Annotated in this window: 19 protein-coding genes; 11 read left to right on the top strand and 8 right to left on the bottom strand. The window is 65.4% G+C overall.

Annotated features, from left to right (window positions below; genetic code table 11):
- Nucleotides 1-137 precede the first annotated feature (137 nt).
- The 4 genes from ACZYZ7_RS05185 to ACZYZ7_RS05170 all read right to left on the bottom strand — a co-directional run bounded on the left by ACZYZ7_RS05185 (nucleotide 138) and on the right by ACZYZ7_RS05170 (nucleotide 4,374).
- A complete protein-coding gene (locus ACZYZ7_RS05185; RefSeq protein ID WP_463740359.1) occupies nucleotides 138-1,439 on the bottom strand; it encodes a TrpB-like pyridoxal phosphate-dependent enzyme in 1,302 nt (433 codons plus the stop codon).
- Nucleotides 1,436-2,230, bottom strand: coding sequence for a rhomboid-like protein (locus ACZYZ7_RS05180; protein ID WP_463740358.1), 795 nt, complete (start codon nucleotides 2,228-2,230; stop codon nucleotides 1,436-1,438). The genes ACZYZ7_RS05185 and ACZYZ7_RS05180 overlap by 4 nt, the downstream gene beginning before the upstream one ends.
- 43 nt (nucleotides 2,231-2,273) lie before the next feature.
- Nucleotides 2,274-3,644, bottom strand: a complete 1,371-nt coding sequence (locus tag ACZYZ7_RS05175; RefSeq protein ID WP_135454650.1) for a bifunctional lysylphosphatidylglycerol flippase/synthetase MprF — start codon at nucleotides 3,642-3,644, stop codon at nucleotides 2,274-2,276.
- 205 nt (nucleotides 3,645-3,849) lie between these two features.
- Complete coding sequence (locus ACZYZ7_RS05170; RefSeq protein WP_135454648.1) at nucleotides 3,850-4,374, bottom strand: CGNR zinc finger domain-containing protein; 525 nt, start codon at nucleotides 4,372-4,374, stop codon at nucleotides 3,850-3,852.
- 64 nt (nucleotides 4,375-4,438) lie between these two features.
- Between ACZYZ7_RS05170 and ACZYZ7_RS05165 the strand changes: the two genes are divergently transcribed.
- Entirely contained in the window at nucleotides 4,439-5,857 is a 1,419-nt protein-coding gene (locus tag ACZYZ7_RS05165) for an MFS transporter (RefSeq protein WP_463740357.1), read from the top strand.
- A gap of 128 nt (nucleotides 5,858-5,985) precedes the next feature.
- A complete protein-coding gene (locus ACZYZ7_RS05160; RefSeq protein ID WP_135454644.1) occupies nucleotides 5,986-6,831 on the top strand; it encodes an alpha/beta fold hydrolase in 846 nt (281 codons plus the stop codon).
- On the opposite strand, the gene ACZYZ7_RS05155 is transcribed toward ACZYZ7_RS05160, so the two are convergent.
- The gene (locus ACZYZ7_RS05155) at nucleotides 6,828-7,007 is read right to left on the bottom strand and encodes a hypothetical protein (RefSeq protein ID WP_463740356.1); all 180 of its coding nucleotides are present in this window, start codon (nucleotides 7,005-7,007) and stop codon (nucleotides 6,828-6,830) included. The two genes, ACZYZ7_RS05160 and ACZYZ7_RS05155, sit on opposite strands and share 4 nt — an antisense overlap.
- Before the next feature lie 160 nt (nucleotides 7,008-7,167).
- On the opposite strand from ACZYZ7_RS05155, the gene ACZYZ7_RS05150 reads away from it, so the two are divergent.
- Together ACZYZ7_RS05150 and ACZYZ7_RS05145 are read left to right on the top strand one after the other, a co-directional pair.
- Complete coding sequence (locus ACZYZ7_RS05150; protein WP_463740355.1) at nucleotides 7,168-7,689, top strand: nuclear transport factor 2-like protein; 522 nt, start codon at nucleotides 7,168-7,170, stop codon at nucleotides 7,687-7,689.
- A 357-nt stretch (nucleotides 7,690-8,046) separates the two neighbouring features.
- Nucleotides 8,047-8,349 carry a hypothetical protein gene (locus tag ACZYZ7_RS05145; protein WP_450071794.1) on the top strand — a complete coding sequence of 101 codons (303 nt, stop codon included), beginning with the start codon at nucleotides 8,047-8,049 and terminating at the stop codon, nucleotides 8,347-8,349.
- A 64-nt stretch (nucleotides 8,350-8,413) separates the two neighbouring features.
- Here the strand turns inward: ACZYZ7_RS05145 and ACZYZ7_RS05140 are convergent, their stop codons facing one another.
- Nucleotides 8,414-9,292: a hypothetical protein gene (locus ACZYZ7_RS05140; protein ID WP_450071793.1), complete on the bottom strand. Its 879-nt coding sequence runs from the start codon at nucleotides 9,290-9,292 to the stop codon at nucleotides 8,414-8,416.
- Between the two features lie 405 nt (nucleotides 9,293-9,697).
- On the opposite strand from ACZYZ7_RS05140, the gene ACZYZ7_RS05135 reads away from it, so the two are divergent.
- Both ACZYZ7_RS05135 and ACZYZ7_RS05130 read left to right on the top strand, forming a co-directional pair.
- On the top strand, nucleotides 9,698-10,552 hold the full coding sequence (locus ACZYZ7_RS05135) for an alpha/beta fold hydrolase (protein ID WP_450071792.1): 855 nt from the start codon (nucleotides 9,698-9,700) through the stop codon (nucleotides 10,550-10,552).
- A gap of 15 nt (nucleotides 10,553-10,567) precedes the next feature.
- Nucleotides 10,568-11,632 (top strand): isocitrate/isopropylmalate dehydrogenase family protein, encoded by a 1,065-nt coding sequence (locus ACZYZ7_RS05130; RefSeq protein WP_450071791.1) that lies wholly within the window; start codon nucleotides 10,568-10,570, stop codon nucleotides 11,630-11,632.
- Here the strand turns inward: ACZYZ7_RS05130 and ACZYZ7_RS05125 are convergent.
- Nucleotides 11,594-13,015 (bottom strand): purine-cytosine permease family protein, encoded by a 1,422-nt coding sequence (locus ACZYZ7_RS05125; RefSeq protein ID WP_463740354.1) that lies wholly within the window; start codon nucleotides 13,013-13,015, stop codon nucleotides 11,594-11,596. The genes ACZYZ7_RS05130 and ACZYZ7_RS05125 overlap by 39 nt on opposite strands.
- 121 nt (nucleotides 13,016-13,136) lie before the next feature.
- Between ACZYZ7_RS05125 and ACZYZ7_RS05120 the strand changes: the two genes are divergently transcribed.
- The 5 genes from ACZYZ7_RS05120 (at nucleotide 13,137) to ACZYZ7_RS05100 (ending at nucleotide 19,040) form a co-directional block, all read left to right on the top strand.
- A complete protein-coding gene (locus tag ACZYZ7_RS05120; protein WP_463740353.1) occupies nucleotides 13,137-14,606 on the top strand; it encodes an MFS transporter in 1,470 nt (489 codons plus the stop codon).
- 428 nt (nucleotides 14,607-15,034) lie between these two features.
- Complete coding sequence (locus ACZYZ7_RS05115) at nucleotides 15,035-16,063, top strand: ABC transporter ATP-binding protein (RefSeq protein WP_450071788.1); 1,029 nt, start codon at nucleotides 15,035-15,037, stop codon at nucleotides 16,061-16,063.
- Nucleotides 16,064-16,123: 60 nt separating this feature from the next.
- Complete coding sequence (locus ACZYZ7_RS05110) at nucleotides 16,124-17,317, top strand: polyamine ABC transporter substrate-binding protein (protein ID WP_450071787.1); 1,194 nt, start codon at nucleotides 16,124-16,126, stop codon at nucleotides 17,315-17,317.
- A 5-nt stretch (nucleotides 17,318-17,322) separates the two neighbouring features.
- Nucleotides 17,323-18,198 carry an ABC transporter permease gene (locus ACZYZ7_RS05105; protein WP_135454622.1) on the top strand — a complete coding sequence of 292 codons (876 nt, stop codon included), beginning with the start codon at nucleotides 17,323-17,325 and terminating at the stop codon, nucleotides 18,196-18,198.
- Nucleotides 18,195-19,040: an ABC transporter permease gene (locus tag ACZYZ7_RS05100; protein ID WP_450071786.1), complete on the top strand. Its 846-nt coding sequence runs from the start codon at nucleotides 18,195-18,197 to the stop codon at nucleotides 19,038-19,040. Before ACZYZ7_RS05105 ends, ACZYZ7_RS05100 begins: the two co-directional genes overlap by 4 nt.
- Nucleotides 19,041-19,042: 2 nt before the next feature.
- Here the strand turns inward: ACZYZ7_RS05100 and ACZYZ7_RS05095 are convergent, their stop codons facing one another.
- A complete protein-coding gene (locus ACZYZ7_RS05095) occupies nucleotides 19,043-19,399 on the bottom strand; it encodes a hypothetical protein (RefSeq protein WP_450071785.1) in 357 nt (118 codons plus the stop codon).
- Nucleotides 19,400-19,415: the final 16 nt, after the last annotated feature.

Here is a 19,415-nt window from a genome sequence, read left to right as displayed (position 1 = left end):
TCTGCCGGCCACGTCGTGTCTCCGAGCTTCGGCCAGCCGGCCGGGACCCTCGGCGGCACCGGTTGGCAACTCGAGCTCAAAGGTGCGGCGGCCTATGGGAATCCGTTCGCCCGACGGTCAAGACCCCTCGGGCAGGCTCAGAAATTCCCGTCCAAGAACTCCGCATACGCCGGCAGATCGAGTTGGCCGTGACCCGAAAGCCCGATCACGACCACCTGCTCGGCCGGATCATCGGCCACGTGTGCGGCGGCGGCGGCGATCGCGTGCGTGGCCTCGGGTGCGGGCACGATGCCCTGGGTCCGCGCGAACAGCACCCCCGCAGAGAACGCATCATGCTGCCCGACAGCGACGCCTTCGACCAGACCCAGCTCGACGGTATGGCTCAGCGCCGGCGCCATCCCGTGGTAGCGCAGCCCACCCGCATGGATCGGGTCGGGTACGAAATCCATTCCGAGCGTGTGCATCTTGAGTAGCGGGGTCAGGCCTGCCACGTCGCCGTGGTCGTAGCGGTACTCGCCCTGTGTGATCGACGGACACGCGGCCGGCTCCGCGGCGATCACCTTCGGGTTCGACCGGCCATGGATCTTCTCGCGCAGGAACGGGAATGCCAGGCCGGCGAGGTTGGATCCGCCACCGGCGCAGCCGAAGACGACGTCGGCCCCGTCCGGCTCGACGGCGGCGAGCTGCGCAACGGCCTCCAGCCCGATCACGCTCTGATGCAGGACCACGTGGTTCAGCACGCTGCCGAGGGCATAGCGGGTGTCGGCGTTGGCTGCCGCCACCTCGACCGCCTCGCTCACCGCCATCCCGAGACTGCCGGTGGTGTCGGGCGTCGCCGCGAGGATCGCGCGACCCGACTCGGTGAGATTCGACGGGCTCGAGTGCACGGTGCCGCCGTACGTGCGAATCAGATGACCGCGGTAGGGCTTCGACTCATAGGATGCACGGACCTGCCATACCTCGACCTCGAGGCCGAACTGGGCTCCGGCGAACGACAGGGCGCTACCCCACTGCCCGGCACCTGTCTCGGTGGTCAGCTTCCGGACTCCGTCGATGCTGTTGTAATAGGCCTGCGCCACCGCAGAATTGGTCTTGTGGCTGCCGACCGGGCTGACACCCTCGTACTTGACGTAGATGTGGGCGCCGGTGTTCAGCGCCTGCTCGAACCGACGGGCCCGGATCAACGGCGAGGGACGCCACATCGAGTAGATGTCGCGCACCACATCCGGGATCTCGATGTACGGCTCGGTGGATACTTCCTGGGCGATCAATCCGCTCGGGAAGAGCGCCGCGAGGTCATCGGGGCCGACCGGTTCCTTGGTGCCCGGATGCAGATGGGGCGGGATCGGCTGGTCCAGCTCGGCGGCCAGGTTGTACCAGTGCGTCGGCACCCCGACGGAAACCAGATCCGGATGAGTAGCGTCGGCGTGCAAAGTCATGCGGACACTGTAATCAGGCGCGCGTCGCCGGGCTTCGACGCACCGAGCCACCGCCACCAAGCCCATGTCGCGATCGCGGCGACCACAACACCCGCGGGCAGCGCGATCGGCGCCACCGAAAAGGACACTCCAACCAGAAGCAGCAGTCCGAACCCGACACCGATGGCCAGCAGCACCAGCCGGGCCGGTGTCCAGGTCGAGTCAGAGCTGAACCGGGTCGACAACACGATCCCGAGAATCAACGCGATGGCGTGTCCGACCGCAGTGAAATCTGTCCCCGATACCGCGATCACCAGGGCAATTGTCACCCAGCCGGCAATCCACGCCGCGCGCCACCGCATCGGTATCGCCGCGGTCAGGGTGCCGAGGACGGCGATCGCGCCGTAGCTCAGCCCCACGTCTTGGGCGTGGGCAACCGAGATCGGCAGCCAGCTGAGCTTGATCGCGGCGGCCAAACCGGCCGCGACGATCAGGGTGGCTCCGACATGACCGAGCGCGAACGCTTGGATCAACCGCCTGCTGCACCACACCAGCTCTGCCAGCGCCAGCAGGCACACCAGTCCTGGCAGCAGCAGGTACGTGTATCCCTCGGCGGTGACGAAGGCACTTCCCAGGAGTGTTCCCAGGTGGCCCTGCCCCAGGTTCTCCAGATTGGTGCTCAGATGACTGACCACGCGGTCCTGCACCTTGGGCCCCAAGATGAGCAGCAGGGACGCGATCGTGAACAGTGCCGCCGCGTAGGCCAGGGTGACACGCACCCGGACCAGACTGGAGAACACTCGCGACAACATCCCGATCCAGCATACCGACCTGGTGGGCACCGAAAAATGCTGGTCAATCGGCTGCTGAGGTGCGGTGCGGAGCTAGTTCAAGTATCAAGAACACGGCAGCCGCCGGAAGCGCGTCGACCACCGGCAATAACACGTACCGATGCTCAGCCATCGCACCGAACTTGCGCACATATCGATACAACGACTCCAGCTTGATGAGCCGATCCCCGACATGAGCGAGTGTCCGCAGCACTCGGACAAGAACCTCCCCGCTGCGGTCATTCCCGAAGAGATCGGGAAACGGGGCGAATGCCAGCGAGACCCGCTCTCCCCCGTGCGATCGTGCCCAGTCGATCATGTCCACGGTGAGCCGCTCGTCGATCCCATTCGGGGCGCTCAGCCGGCGCCACGGGAGATCAAGACTCAGTTCGGTCCCGCCACCCGCGCCGGCAAAACGCTGGAACGCCTGTATCCGTCCCCCACGGTCCCGTCCGACGATCAGCCACACACCGGGATAGCGGCCGGACAAGGTGTCACCGAGCATCATCGAGAACCCGCGCTCGGCGCCGACCGCCTTACCCGACTGCCGCATCACATCGACAAGTTCAGCCCGAAGCGTCTCATCGACGTCCGACTCAGCGATCACTTCGCTAGTGACGCCCGCATTGCGAGTTCGCTGGACAGCCTGCCTGAGATTGCGCTTGGACCGGCCGGCCAAGTCGAAACGGTCGACCTCCACCACGACGTCACGTCCGATGGGGATGCCCCGCAGCGCGGTGCCGATCACCGCACGATCGCGCCAAAACGTCAGGCTGCGCTCCGAAGCGCCCAGCACCAGGATGCGCCAGCCCTGCGTCCGACACAGGGCAGCGAATGTGGCGACAACCTCCGGGTAACGGGCCTGGTCTCCGATCGGATCGCCGCTGGCCACCGCAAAACCGGCCACCGTCCGATAGGCCAGCGCGGCCGTGCCGTCCGCTGAGAACACGTAGCTTTTGCCCGCAGCCATTGCGAAGGGCGCCAGTGGGTCGCCCTGTGTGTTGTCGACCAGAGCGGCCACCGAACGTAAGGCATCTGGTTGAGCCGTCGACCTCCGCGGTCTGATCAACATCGCGGCGGAGAGGACGAGGCAGATCCACGCGTCTGCCGGATGCCCAAGCATCACGGCGAATGTCGCCAGCAATAGGGCCGCCGCGGCGGTAGCCCCATGAGCCAAGGTCAGCGGGCGTCCGAGGAGAAGACCGTGCAGCAGAATCGTCGCGGCCAATGACACCGCGACCAGACTCGTCAGCACCGACTCGTGGCCGACCCGGCCGGTGTTGTGCTCGAGAACCAGTGCCGTCGCACTGCCCGCGAGGGTCACTACCACCACGCACAGCAGGATTCGCAACCGGAACCTGCGGTACGTGTCGGTCCCGGCAGGATCGGTCGTCACGCCGGAACGTGGGCGTGATGAGGGTGCCGGTGACGTAGTCACATCTGCGGTCTTCCCAGTGTTGACCGGAACGCACGGATCGTTCGCTCTACCACCCAATATACGAACCTGGCCTGCCGCGTGCTGACAAGCCGCTGACGGGCGAACCCGACAGAGCTCAGACCGAGTGCGCCCTCGGCCCGGCGCCGGGGTCGCTATCCGATCGTCAAACGGCGCGGCCCTGCCTGCGAGGAGGTTTCAGCGGCGCGCCGCGGGCGGGATTGGCTCGGTGTCTCCTGACCGCATCGCGATTGGCGCAGCCGTGACTGCAGTACTTCTGTGTGCCGGGTCGGGTGAAGTCGACGAATGCCGTGGTGCATCCTTCGCGGGCGCAACGCCGGATACGTTGCATCCCGCGTTCGGTGAGGAACTGAGCCGCCGCAGCGCTCGTGGCGCCGGCCAGCGTTGCGGCGAAGCCGGCGTCGGCATCGCGGTAGTGCAGATGCCAGCCACTGCCATCGTGATTGGTGATCGACGGACTGGTGGCGAATCGAGCCAGTAGCTGGTTGAGAAGCGTGACACGGCTCTCTTCAGTGTCGGCGTCGACGACATCCGCCCAGATTGCCAGGAAATCCCTCACCTGTCGTACGTCGGCGCGCGTGACGCGACAGTGGATGGGCATGTCACGAGCCGTCCAGCGCTGTTCCAGGTCGGCCGGTGTGGAGGCGGGCCGATTGACCAGATCGGTCACGTTCCGCAGCAAGGGCTCCATGTAATGGTTTACATGCACAAGACCATTACATCAGGGTCAGACCATGCCCACGAGCTCCCCCAATTCCGCCCCCGTTCACGACGTTGCACCCGATCGACACCGGGATTGGCGCCCATTGGTGGCCTGTTGCCTGGCGACCTTCCTCTTACTCGCGTTCACCACCGTCGTGACGGTCAGCGCCGGGAACATCGCAGGGCGGCTCGGTGCCGGATTCGCAACAGCCCAATGGATTATCGACGGGTACACCCTCGCACTGGCCGCGCTCGTGATGGCCATGGGAACCCTCGGAGATCGGTGGGGACACCGGCGGCTGTTCTTGGTCGGGCTGATCGTTTTCGGGGTGGCATCGGTGGGATGCGCGGCCGCCACGAACGGTGGCGTTCTGGTTGCGGCGCGCGTCATCCAGGGGACGGGCGGCGCGGCGATCTTCGGAACGGTCGTTCCGCTCTTGACCGAGCATTACCGCGGTCGGACGCGCGGAATCGCGTTCGCTGTATGGGGTGCGGTCGCGGGAATCGGCAGCACCATGGGAACGATCGCCGGTGGAGCCGTGACCCAATTCATCACGTGGCGCTGGTTGTTTCTCGGTGCGGTGCCGATATGTGTGTTCGCCGTGATCATCGGCGTGCAATCGCTGTCACGGGCGCACCCGGTGCACGCACGACTCGACGTCGTGGGAATGGCCCTCATCACCACGGCGATGACAGGGACCACATTCGCGGTGATCAATGCCGGTGAGTCCGGTTGGACGTCGGCCGGGACCCTGGGGGCGGGCGCGGTGAGCCTCGCCGCGGTCTGCTTGTTCGTCTCGGTCCAACGCCGCGCCGCCCATCCGCTACTACCGCCGGACCTTTTCGCGACACGAGGATTCATCGCCGTGCTCGTTGCCGGATTCGCTTACTACTTCGCAGCTTTCGCCGCATTACCGGTCCTGTCGTGGTGGTTGCAGACCAACCGCGGCATGCAGCCCCTGCAAGCCGCACTGGTGCTGACGGTACAACTTGCCGCGTTCATCCTGGTGTCGCTGACCTTGAGCGCGCGGCTGCACCATGCACCGCGCAGCTGGGTGCTCGGCGGCGGAACGTTGCTCACCGGACTGGCCTGTCTGCCCGGTGCGACATTGATGTTGCACCCGGATTGGACTTCACTGATCGCGATGCTCATCGGGACCGGCATCGGTGCCGCGATCGTGTCCCCCGTGCTGCCCGCCGTCGCTGCGACGTCGGTCCCGCCGGCACGGGCGGGAGTGGCCGCCGCAGCGGCCAATGCCGCCCGGCAACTCGGGCTGACCATCGGCATCGCATTGTGCGGCACCATCAGTCAGGCAGCGCATGTGCGCGACGGAGCGTCAACATTCGCGGTGGTGGTCGCCTTGATTACGTGTGGCGCCGTTGCCCTCTGTGGCGGGGCGATCAGCACCGTGCTGTTCCGCCGCGAAAGATCCTGCAACGTCGTTAGATAAGGCGGTGACGGATTCCGATCTACTCCCACGGCAAACCGGCGGAGCCGTGACGGACGCCTCACGAGATCGTGTTCCACGGGGCGGGACCGCCGACGAGCCGGTGGCCAGACACCCGTAGGTTGGTCGGCATGACCGAGCTGGAACTGAGGGAGATCGAGACATCCGCAGGCGTCTTGCGGTATTACGACACCGGTGATGGACCGGCGCTGTTGTTCCTGCACGGCTCCGGGCCCGGAGTGACCGGCTGGCGCAATTTCCGGGGAATCCTGCCCACCTTCGCCCAGCAATTCCGTTGCCTGATACTGGAATTCCCGGGATTCGGCGTCACCGACGATATCGGCGGCCATCCGATGGTGACCGCGCAGGGTGTCGTGGCTCCCTTCGTCGACGCCCTCGGCATCGACCGTGTGCACATCGTCGGCAACTCGATGGGCGGCGGTGTGGGTATCAACTTCGCCATCCGGCAGCCGGACCGCATTGGCAGGCTCGTCACCATCGGTGGCATTGGAACCAACGTATTCAGCCCGGGCCCCAGCGAAGGCATCCGGCTGCTGCAGGAATTCACCGAAGACCCGACCCGCCAGCGCCTGATCGATTGGTTGAACTCGATGGTGTTCGACCCGGCACTGGTCACCGACGAGCTCATCGAACAGCGGTGGGAACTGGCGACCGATCCCACGACGCTGGCCGCGGCCAAGCGGATGTACGGCAAAGCCGCGTTTGCGGGAATGATGGCCGCCATGCGCTCGTCCGATGCGCCGATGCCGTGGGCACAGATGCACAGGGTGGCCGCCCCCACGCTGCTGACCTGGGGCCGCGATGACCGGGTCAGCCCGCTCGATATGGCACTGATCCCGATGCGGACGATCCCGAACGCCGAACTGCACGTGTTCCCTAACTGTGGACACTGGGCCATGATCGAGGCCAAGGAGGCCTTCGAGCAGACCGTGCTGGGGTTCTTGACCCGGGCCTAGGTCTCCAGCACGGTCGATTCCGCGGACTCGACGTTTACCACCACCATCTCCACGAGCGGCCGGTAGAGGTCCTCGGAATCGATGGGGCTGCCCAGCGCGCTTCCCACGTTGGCGGCGATCAGCGCCTTGGCCGGCAGTTCGGCCTGCACCCGCTGCCGGGTCCACCGTTCAGCCACGACCGCATCCACCCAGGGCGGACACAGGTTCTCGGCAACCCCCACCAGCCAGAAAATTCATCGTTGAATCTCTAATACAGGTATGTATATTACTTGTGTGGGCCACGCCACATGAGCCATTTGACTGGCCCTACCGCTCCCCCAACGGATAAGGACCGCAATGGATCTGGTCGATCGAATCGCCAAACACCGCCGCATGGCGGAGAGCTACCGCGACAAGTACGTGCTGCGGCAAGTGCAGGAAGGCGAGTCATACGACGAGTGGGAGTTCACCGACGACGCCGTGTACACCTCGCCCTACTTCGTGGCAGGGCAGGAACTCGTGCTCAAGGACGTGGCGACCTCCTTCGACGTCGCGGCCACCGTTGAGGCCAAGGCCTATTCGGTGGTCTTCCCCGACTGGAAACCCGTCGACCACAAGTTCTGGCCTGCCGAGAACGGCCTCGTCATGCGCTACCGCTGGGAGGGCACGACAGCCGACGGCGAGACGATGGGCTTCTACTCGATCAGCTTCATCGATACCAACGACGACGGGCAGATCACCCACTGGTCGACCTACGTCAATGACGAGGAGTACGGCCCGTTCCTGGAAAAGGCGATCGGTGCCCGCGGACCCTTCCACGGCGACGAGTACATGGAGGCGTTGGCCCGTCACTTCGAGAAGCACAACCTGACCTGGTGAATGTGGGTTTCCGCGCGCAGGGCCGGCATTACTGTTGGCAGCTCGGTCTCTTCCTGGGAAGTGCCTTGGCGCATCACGAATGCACCTTCGCCGTTGCTGAGAACCTCAGCCGCCGGCCCGGCTGAGGGGTTGACCTCGAAAAAAGGCCGTCGTCTCGCCCGCATTGGCAGCGCTCGGCCGGGTCGGGTCTGGGAGTTGGCTGTCAGCATTCAATATCATTGATTCCAAGCAGTTTTCATCCCGTTACCGACCACACAGCACGTGCCAACCGTCAGCACAGGGCAAACACAATCCACCGAAATAGCTTTGCTCTCCGTGCGGCACCGTCGTCGCACTGGTCAGAAACGGAGTAAAGCAATGCCTTTCAAAAAATCCGTGGGCATATCGGCGATGGCGGCAGGAATCGGCATGGCCGGGTTGCTGGGCATCGGCACCGCCAACGCCGACCCGGGCCCTGGTTGCGACCGTCCGGGTGCGCCTCAGTGCGACCGCCATGACGACCGTGGCTTTCGGCCCGACGACTGGCACGGTCGTAACATCGACGCCGCGCGCCGCGATCATCAACCGTTCGAGTGGAATGGCCAGCGGGTGACCCCGATGCCTGCCGGTGATGGCCGCGGTTGGGGCTTCTGGTTCCTCGATCGCTGGATGCCGATGTAACCAAGCCCGATTTCTGGTGGGGCACTCATCCCCAAGTGCCCCACCAGATACCGGGCCGAAACGCTCAACGTGGCGTTGAGCAAACCGCTTTCACCGCAGCGTCCATCGCGGTGGCTGCTGTCCAGTTAGCATGCTGTGCCGGTTCGAACTTCGGCAGCTTGGCGGCGTAGCTGTCCACGTACCGGGACTGAGCCCGCAGCAATCCCGCCAGAAGCGGATCCGCGGCCTTGTCGGCCAATGCGCGCAATTCAGCGGCCTCCTCGCGCATGACCGGGACGACAGCCAGTGTCACCGACCGTTGCTTGGCTGACCAGCGCGAGGCCGGAACCCGATGATCGGTCTTGACCCAGGCCTGTTGCTTGCCGTCGTACCCAGCGCTGGCCCGCTGCCACTGAACGCAGACCGGATCCGGTTTGGCCGCGGAAAAAGCCTGGGCGGGCTTGGCGCCCGGCTCGTCACGTACGGCTGACGCAACCACCTCGGCAGGAACGGGTTTCGCCGCGGCGGCACGTGTCGGTCCTGCAGCGGTCGCCTCATCCTCGTGCCCTGGCAGCGTGACCGCCACGACGCCGCCGACGAGTAACGCGGCGGCGGTCGTCGCACCGATCGCCTTCCACACTCGGGTCCGGTTACCGGTCAGCTTCGGACTCATAGGCCACCGACCGGCACTGCCGCCGCCCCGAAGAGCCACATTGAACGCCGCGTCCGGGCGGGCCCGCAATTCGGCCACAGCCACTTCGACGGCAGCGGTCGGTGTTCCCAGATCGGTGAGCACCTTGACGAACCGGGCGACCGACACGAGATCGCGTCCGTAGAGATTCTCCTGCGGTTGTCCGGCCGGCAGGAATCGCTCGACCAAGTCCTCGCGCAGCTGCGATGCCCGGGCGACTTCTGCCGCGGTCAGCCAGTGCCCTGGAACGTCTTCTGCCCCAATCCCGCTCATTCAGATGATCCTTCCCGCGCACACCTGATGATTGGTACAACAATCCGTGCACGCGCTGCAACCGGGCAGGCACCCGACCGCCGCCACGTTGCCGTTACAAGTTGGCCACCGAAAGGTCACGGCCGATGAAGTCAGCGGCTAGACGGGATCGCCTGGCAAACAACCACTCTCGTCAATGCCGACGTACTCGCGACGGGAAGTACACATCTGACCGGAGAAAGCTTGTGCCGACGGCCGATGTAGTTGGCCGTACCGGCAACGGCCGCGCGGGTCGGCACATCGCGATCGCCGGGGCACCGGACGCCCACCGTCGCGAAGCGCTCCCCTCCGCCGGCATCGCCGGGGACGGGGTCAGCCACACCCCAACGCCCACGTGTCCACCGAACGGCTTGGCATGATGCACGTATGGATCAATACCGCCGCGGGGAGTTCGTCTTCGATGTCATCGATCACGGTCCCGCCAACGGTCCGGTGGTCGTGCTGCTTCACGGCTTTCCGCAGCAGAACATCAGCTGGGAGCCGGTCATCTCTCTGCTGACCGCCAAGGGGTTCCGGTGCCTGGCGCCCAATCAGCGGGGGTACTCGCCCGGCGCCCGGCCGACTCGTCGCCGCGACTACCGCGCGACGGAATTGGTGAAGGACACCCTCGCTCTGATCGATGCCAGCGGCGCCGACCGTGTCCATCTCGTGGGTCATGACTGGGGCGCCGCAGTGGCCTGGAGCGTGGCCGGCCACGCACCTGAGAAGCTGGCGTCGTTGTCGGCGCTGTCGGTGCCCCACCCGATGGCGTTCCTGCGGTCCCTCCTGACCAGCCGACAGGGACTCGCGTCGTGGTACATGTACGTCAATCAACTGCCGTGGGTGTCCGAGCGGTTGATGCTCGGGCGCGACGGCGAAGGCGCAGCCATTGCCCGATCTTTGATCCACAGCGGGCTACCGCCCGAGGCCGCCGAACGCGACGCTCGGGCCATGGCTGAGCCCGGGGCCCTGACCGCCGCGCTGAACTGGTACCGCGCCATGCCGTTGAGCCGGTCCGGCCCCGGCCTGGGCGCAGCAGACAAGATCTCCGTGCCGACGCTATATGTCTGGAGTGACCGCGACATCGCGATCACCGCCAAACCGGCGCACGACACCGCGAATTACGTCGGTGGTCCTTACCGGTTCGAAACGCTCCACGGGGCCTCGCACTGGCTTCCGGAAGAGAAACCTGCGGAAATCGCGGAAATGTTGCTGCAGTGGTTCGCAGCCCATCCGGTTTGAGCGGAGGATGACAGTGTGCTGACCCTGGGAGTGCTTCTCGGCGACGGTATCGGGCCTGAGATCGTGGATTCGGCCACCAGCGTCGCTGAACGGGCCTTGGCCGGTGTGTCGATCGGCGTGCACTGGCGCGAACTGCCGTTCGGCCTCGAAGCGATCGGTGAATTCGGAACCCCACTGCCAGAACCGACGCTGGCCGAACTCGACGGGCTGCCCGGCTGGATCCTCGGTCCGCACGACAACGCCGGCTACCCCGAGCAGTTCCGCGGCACACTGTCCCCCGGCGGGGCAATCCGCAAGCGCTACAACTTGTTCGCCAACATCCGGCCGGCCCGCACCCTGAGTGCATCTGTCCACGCCGTATGTCCCGATCTCGACGTGGTCATCGTCCGGGAGAACACCGAAGGGTTCTACGCCGACCGCAACATGTACGACGGCGCAGGCGAATTCATGCCCACACCCGATGTCGCGCTGGCCGTCGCCGTTTTCACCCGGACCGCCTGTGAGCGGATCGCTCATCAGGCATTCCAGTTGGCGACCGCTCGGCGCAAGTCGGTCACCATCGCCCACAAGACGAATGTCCTGGCCAAAACCACCGGGCTGTTCCGGGACGTGTGCCTGGCGGTCGCAGAAAGTTACCCGGACGTCGAAGTCCGTGGGGAGCACATCGACGCACTCGCCGCTCGATTGGTGAGCCACCCCCGCGACTTCGATGTGATCGTCGCCGAAAACATGTTCGGCGACATCCTGTCCGACCTCGCGGGCCAGTTGAGTGGCTCACTCGGGATGGCGCCCTCCATCAACGCCTCGCACACTCACGCGATGGCGCAGGCAGCCCACGGGTCCGCGCCCGACATCGCCGGACGCGACATCGCCAACCCGGTCGCGATGATCCTGTCCACCGCGATGCTGCTGCGGTGGCTGGCGGGCCGCGACGGCGGCACACCGGCGCTCGGTGTTGCCGCAGATCGCATCGAGGACGCCGTGCGGCGGACCCTCGATGCCGGTGTGGGTACCGCCGACGTCGGGGGCAGCGCGTCCACGTCAGCGTTCACCGAGCATGTCCTGGCCGCACTGCCCTGACCGAGCCACCCGCCGTGTCAGCAGTCGGTAACCACCGTAAAGAAGCAGCGCCACAAGAAAATTGACGAAGTAGGCGAGGTCGGCCCCGTGCCATGCGGTGGCCACCGCACCCTGGATCAGGGTGGTATTCATGAACGGTACGGCGATTACGTAAGCCACCAGGAAGGTGACCAGGGCCGCCACCGCATCGCGGCGCCCGGTGAGTTCGGCGCTTGGATCGATACTGCTGCGTCCACGGGTACGGATCGCCCAATCCACCACGATCACGGCGACAAACGCCGGAATCCAATAGCTGACCAACAGCAGGACATCGGTGAACCTGGTCGCGGTGTCCGCGGCGTGCAACCACAGGATCAAGCCGAAGGCCAGTGCCGTCACGATGATCGCCGAAACCGGCCGACGCACCCGCACACCGATGGTCTGCAATGCCAAGGAGCCGCTGTAGTCGTTCATCACACCCGAGCCGATCGCCGCGAGCGCGATCACCAACAAGGCCAGGCCGCCGAGCAGGCCCCCGCCCATGACGGCGTGAACACCGTCGGCGGTGTGCTCACCGATCACCGACGCGGCCGCGATCCCGATGCCCTGAACGAATATGTAGCCCAACACGATCCCGGCGAACGAGTATCCGAACACCTGCCGCCGCGGCGAGTCGCTCGGGAGATAGCGACTGAAATCGGCGGCGTAGCTGGCCCACGAGATCGCCAGGCTCAGTGCAATGGTGACCTCGAAAACGAAAGCTCCGGCCAGATCGGCGCCTGCCACCGACGGCGCCACGACGATGTCATGTCCGCCGACCAGTTTGACGGTGAAGACCGCGAAGGTGATGAAGAGGATGACGGTCAACACCGCCTGCAGCCGGTGGATCAACTCGTAGCCGAAGAATCCGACGACGCCCTGGACGGCGAGGACGATCAACACCGCGCTCCAGAACGGGATGCCCAGCAGCGCCGCGAGCGCCTCCCCGCCGAACAACCCGACAAGTGCGTCCCAGGCGATCGACGATCCCCACTGCAAGATGCCCGGCACCACGACCAGCCCGCCGAATGCCATGCGCGCGTTGGGAAGTTGACCCGCCCCGGTGCGGGGCCCCCACGTCGAGAGGTATGCGACCACGGCGGAACCCAGAACCGTGCCGATCACCATGGCCAGCAGTCCCAGCCAGAAGCCCAACCCGAGGGTGATCGCCAATGTCCCGGTGAATACTCCGGTCATGTTCACCTGCGGCGCGAACCACACCGTGAACAGCCGGGCGGGGTGTCCGTACCGTTGGTCGGCGGCCAGGGGTGCGATCCCATGGGTTTCCACGGTCAGATCACCCGAGCCGGTCGGGCGGCGCCCGCTGAACGTGGACGCGTTGAGCGCACTGACTCCGAAAGCCATTCGTCTATTCGACCACGGTCCCGACGGTGTGGCACTGAGCGATCACCCCGGTGGGCAGGCCCGTGACAACCCAAGGCCATAATCGAGAAACACAAAGATTAGCTATGGATCGGAGCGGTAAGTGGCGAGGACCGAAACCGACCGGTCCGCCTCCCCCGCTGTGCCCGGGGCGCCCCGCCGCCCCGGTGTCCTGATCGCCGGCCTGAGCCTGGTGGCACTCACCGTCGCCATCCTCCAGACCGCGGTAGTCCCGATCCTGGGCATCATCGCCCGCCAGCTGAATACCTCGGGGGTAGCGGTCAGCTGGGCCGTCACCGCCAACCTTCTGGCGGCAGCGGCCTCGACCCCGCTGATCGGCCGGCTCGCCGATCTCTACAGCAAGAAACGCGTCCTGCTCGGCGTGCTGGTGGTGGTGCTGGCAGGTTCGGTGCTGGCCGCGGTGACCGCGTCGGTGCCGCTGCTGGTGGCGGCACGCATCCTGCAGGGCGCCTCCTACGCGCTCTACCCGATCAGCATCGCGATCCTGCGGGAAGAACTCGCCGAGGATCGTCTGGTCGGCGCGATGTCGGTGTTGTCCGGAACGCTCGGTTTCGGCGGCGGTGTCGGCCTCGTCGTCACCGGCCTGCTGATGTCGGGCGACGCCGGGTATCACCGCGTCTTCTGGCTCACCACCGCTTTCACCGCCGTCGTCATCGTGGTGGCGGTCGCGATTGTGCCCAACCGCAAGCCTGACGCCGGCGGCACAATCGACTGGCTGGGCGCCGCGGGCCTGGCGGTCGGCCTGTCGTCGGTGCTGCTGGCGATCACCCAGGGCAACTCGTGGGGGTGGACGCATCCGGGGACGATCGGCTTTCTGGCCGGCGGTGTCGGCGTGCTGGTCGGCTGGTGGTGGTGGGAACGACGGACCGCAGATCCTCTGGTCTCGACCACGATGCTGGCCCGGCGACCCATCCTGCTGACCAACCTGGCCACGATCCTGGTCGGCATGGGGCTGTACTTCGCATTCCTCGGCCTCACCCAGTTCGTGCAGATGTCCCGTCAGGCCGCCGGCTACGGATTCGGGGCCAGCGTGCTGCAAGCCAGCGTGTATTTCCTGCTCCCCGGAGCGTTGACCGGTTTTGTGGTGGCACTGGTCAGCGGCCGGTACATCGACCGGTACGGCGCGCGTCGAGTACTGGTGGTGGCCGCGGTCGCCGGTATCGCCGGATTCGTCATGCTCGCCATAGCCCATGACCGGCCCTGGCAGGTGGTCCTGGCCGGCGTGCTGGCCAACGCCTACATCAGCCTGGGATACGGCGCGTTGCCCGCGCTGGTCGTCAGTGAGGTAGACGCCGGCGAGACCGGCATCGCCACGAGCATGAACGCGATCGCGCGGACGATCGGCAGCTCCGTGGCGGCCGCTGTCGTGGCGGTATTGCTCGGGCATCGCATAGTGCCATCGGAGGGCAGCTTCGTGACGATCTTCGTCGCCGGAGCGGTCACAGCCGCCCTCGCGATGGCTCTCATCGCGGTGTCGCGCGCACCCGACCGCCACGGCGAGTCCGTGCGCACCATGTCCGAGTCCCGCGCCATGAACCACGAGTGGGGCTGATTCCTCCAGTCGCCGGATTCCCGTCGTGACAGCCCGCTGAGCTGCGAAACTTGAGCCCAGCCAGTCACTGACCATCCGGACCATGAACCGACCGCACCCGCCGTGGCCGCTCGCTGCCACGCTATGGAATCGCGCTGTCAACCCGGTTCTGACGAAGGATTCCATTGAAAAATTGTTAATTCATTGCGGAAACGGTTGCGAAGGTCGGCTCCATCGGCGATTGTTTACCGACAGCTTCCCGGCTGTACTGGAGGAGGATTCCGCTGACCGGCCCAGATATCACCGCCGTCGACAAGTCGACGGGACACGACGGCTCGCCACGCAGTGGCGAGCCGGTCATAGAGATCGACCACGTCACGAAACGGTTCGGCGACTACGTAGCCGTAGCCGAGGCGGACTTCACCATCGCATCGGGTGAGTTCTTCTCGATGCTGGGCCCCTCGGGCTGCGGGAAGACCACCACGCTGCGCATGATCGCCGGCTTCGAAAGCCCGACCGCGGGCGCCATCCGGCTCGAGGGCGTCGACGTCTCTCGCGTGCCACCGCACAAGCGCAACGTCAACACGGTCTTCCAGCACTACGCGCTGTTCCCGCACATGACAGTGTGGGACAACGTTGCCTACGGGCCGCGGAGCATGAAGAAGGAAAAGGCCGAGATCAAGCGCAGCGTCGACGAGCTGCTGGAGATCGTCCGGCTCACCGACTTCGCCAAGCGCAAGCCGGGCCAGCTCTCGGGCGGCCAGCAGCAGCGGGTCGCATTGGCCCGCGCCCTGGTCAACTACCCCAGCGCACTTCTGCTCGACGAGCCGCTCGGCGCCCTCGATCTCAAACTGCGCCATGCGATGCAGTTCGAACTGAAACGTATCCAGCGCGAGGTCGGCATCACGTTCATCTACGTCACCCACGATCAGGAAGAGGCGCTCACCATGAGCGACCGGATCGCGGTGATGAACAACGGAAACGTTGAGCAGATCGGCAGCCCCACCGAGATCTACGACCGCCCGGCGACCGTGTTCGTCGCCAGCTTCATCGGGCAGGCCAACCTGTGGCCGGGCCGGCAGACGGGGCGGACCAACCGGGACTTCGTCGAGGTGGACGTGCTCGGAACGACGCTCAAGGCCAAACCTGGCGATACCACCATCGAACCCGGCGGTCAGGCGACCCTGATGATCCGTCCCGAGCGGGTCCGCGTCTCCATGGATATTCCGACCGGGGATGTGGCCACCGTGCCCGCCACCGTCAAGGACCTGACCTTCCAGGGTCCGGTGCTCCGGCTTTCCCTTGCCGCGCCGGATGATTCGACGATCATCGCCCATGTCGGGCCCGAGCAGGACCTACCTCTGCTGCGCCCGGGTGACGCGGTGCATGTCAGTTGGTCGCCGGAAGCTTCGCGCGTACTGCCTGCCGCGGACATACCCACCGCCGAAGACCTCGAAGAGATGCTCGACGACACGTAGACACTCGCCAGCCGCCACCCCTCATTCACGGAAGCGCCCGAATTCCCCGAAAGGTCGCCCATGCCCGACAACCTCGATCCCCGACTGCTCGCCCGGCTTACCGCGAACCGCACGTCACGCCGTCGATTCCTGGGCGGCGGTGCAGCTGCCGCGGCGGCACTGGCGCTGGGGCCCTCGGTCCTGGCCGCCTGTAGCTCGGGCGAGAAATCCAGCGCCCCGGCCACCTCGGCTGCACCCGACGACGGCTCACCGGCCACCGGCACCCTCCGCGTCTCGAACTGGCCGCTGTACATGGCCGACGGGTTCGTCGCCGGATTCCAGACCAAGACCGGTCTGACGGTGGACTACAAAGAAGATTTCAACGACAACGAGCAGTGGTTCGCCAAGGTCAAGGAACCATTGTCCCGTCAGCAGGACATCGGCTCCGACCTCGTCGTGCCCACCGAGTTCATGGCGGTGCGGCTCGCCGGACTCAAGTGGCTCAACGAGATCAGCGAGACACGGGTCCCCAACAAGAAGAACCTGCGCCAAGACCTCCTCAATTCGAAGGCCGATCCGGGACGCAACTACACCGCGCCGTACATGACCGGCATGGTCGGCCTGGCGTACAACCGCGCCGCCACCGGACGTGACATCACCAAGATCGACGATCTGTGGGATCCCGCGTTCAAGGGTCGGGTCAGCCTGCTGTCCGACACCCAGGACGGGCTCGGCATGATCATGCAGTGGCAGGGCAACTCCGTTGAGGAACCGACCACCGAGGCGATCAAGAAAGCCGTCGATTTCATCCGCGAACAGAAGGACAAGGGCCAGATCCGCCGGTTCACCGGCAACGACTACGCCGACGACCTCGCGGCCGGCAATATCGCTGTCGCCCAGGCGTATTCGGGTGACGTGGTCCAGCTGCAGGCCGACAACCCGGACCTGAAGTTCATCGTGCCCGAGACCGGCGGCGACTGGTTCATCGACACCATGGTGATCCCCTACACCACACAGAACCAGAAGGCCGCCGAAGCGTGGATCGACTACGTCTATGACCGGGCGAACTACGCCAAGCTCATCGCGTTCACCCAGTTCGTTCCGGTGTTGTCGGACATGACAGACGAACTGGCCAAGATCGACCCCAAGCTGGCCAGCAACCCGCTGATCAACCCGCCGGCCGACATCCTTGCCAAGCTCAAGTCGTGGCCGGCCCTCACTGACGAGCAGACTCAGGAGTTCAACAGTCTGTACGCCGCAGTGACCGGAGGCTGACGCCGATGGCGGGAGTAGCCACCAGTAGCCGGCAGCGGAGCAAGATCGCCCCGTATCTGATGATCCTGCCGGCCCTGGTGTACCTCGGGATCTTCTTCGTGGTGCCCTTCTTCTCGTTGGCACGCACCTCGTTGTCGACGTCGGGCGGTTCGGTGTATCTGCCGACGCTCGAGTTCGACTGGAATTTCGGCAATTACCTGCATGCATTCAGCGAGTATCAGGACCAGATCCTGCGGACGTTCGGCTACGCATTTGTCGCCACCGTGCTGTGTGCGCTGCTGGCGTTTCCGCTGGCCTACGTCATCGCCTTCAAGGCCGGCCGGTACAAGAACCTGATCTTGGGCCTGGTGATCCTGCCGTTCTTCGTCACCTTCCTGATCCGCACCATCGCGTGGAAGACGATCCTGGCCGACGACGGGGTGGTGGTCAACGCGCTCGGGGCCATCGGATTGCTGCCGAGCGAAGGTCGGCTGCTCTCGACGAGCTGGGCGGTGATCGGCGGCCTCACCTACAACTGGATCATCTTCATGATCCTGCCGCTCTACGTGAGTCTGGAGAAGATCGATCCACGCCTGATCGAGGCGTCCAAAGACCTGTACTCGTCGAACACCCGCAGCTTCACCAAAGTCATTCTGCCGCTGTCGATGCCGGGCGTGCTGGCCGGAAGCATGCTGGTGTTCATCCCCGCGGCCGGCGATTTCATCAATGCCGATTACCTCGGCAGCACTCAGACCACCATGATCGGCAACGTGATCCAGAAGCAGTTCCTGGTGGTCAAGGACTACCCGGCAGCAGCAGCCCTCAGCATGGTGCTGATGGCGATCATCCTGGTCGGGGTGCTGCTCTATACGCGGGCGCTGGGCACGGAGGACTTGGTATGACATCGACCGCGATGGCGGAAGCCACGAGCCCGGCCGTACCGACGGTGGTCAAGGGATCACCGAGGTGGGGTGATTGGACCCTGCGGATCGTCGCCGGTCTGGTCTTGCTGTACCTGTTCCTGCCGATCTTCGTCATCGTGCTGTTCTCGTTCAACAAGCCGGCGGGCAAGTTCAACTACACCTGGCAGGGATTCACGCTCGACAACTGGGCCCACCCGTTCAAGTACCCGGCACTCACCGAGGCGCTGAAGCTCAGCCTCAATGTCGCCGCAGTGTCGACCGCCATCGCCTTGGTGCTGGGCACACTGGTGGCAATCGCTCTGGTGCGCCAACGATTCCGCGGTCAGAAAGCGGTCGACACCTTTCTCGTGCTACCGCTGACCGCGCCCGAGGTGGTCATGGGTGCGTCGCTGCTGACCCTGTTCCTCGATCTGCACTGGGCCACCGGCTACGCCACGATCGTGCTGGCCCACATAGCCTTTCAGATCAGCTTCATCGCGATGACGGTGCGCGCCCGGGTACGCGGCTTCGACTGGACGCTCGAGGACGCGTCGATGGATCTCGGGGCGAGCCCGACCAGAACGTTCTTCAAAGTGACGCTGCCGCTGATCGTTCCGGGCATCGTCGCCGCGGCGATGTTGTCGTTCGCGTTGTCCCTGGACGACTTCATCATCACGTATTTCGTCAGCGGCTCCACGGTCACCTATCCGCTGTATGTCAACGCGGCGGTCAAGGCCGCGGTGCCCCCGCAGATCAACGTGCTGGCCACGGCGATCCTGGTGGTGAGCCTGTTGTTGCTCATGGTCGGAACGCTGTACCGGCGCAAGCGCGTCGACGCCTGAGCTCAGGGTGCGTCGAGTTGCACCGTGACGGTCACTTTGCCGTGGCCGTCACGGTGGGCAACGGCGTGCCCCGCACGGTCACTGCCATCCAGGTTCAGCAAGGTGAGCCGGCCGCCCCCGCCGAGGAAGTTGCGCCACCAGTTCTTGCTGTCCGGCGTCATCACATTGATGGTCACCTGGTTGCCGTCGCGCGTCACGGAAACCGGAGTCTCGAACGTGCGGCCCGACCTTCGGCCGGTGTACCGGATGACCACCACACCGTGGCCGATCCATCGGCCGAGCACCGGGACTCGGGTGAGGCCCACGGCGGCCGCATTGAACCACCGGGCGACTGGGGAATTGAAGATTCCACGTGACATTGGCGCCAGCGTAACC

The sequence above is a fragment of the Mycobacterium sp. IDUB_17 genome (assembly GCF_055419465.1).
The sequence above is the reverse complement of the archived record's forward strand: the minus strand, read 5'-3'. Positions and strand labels throughout refer to the sequence as shown.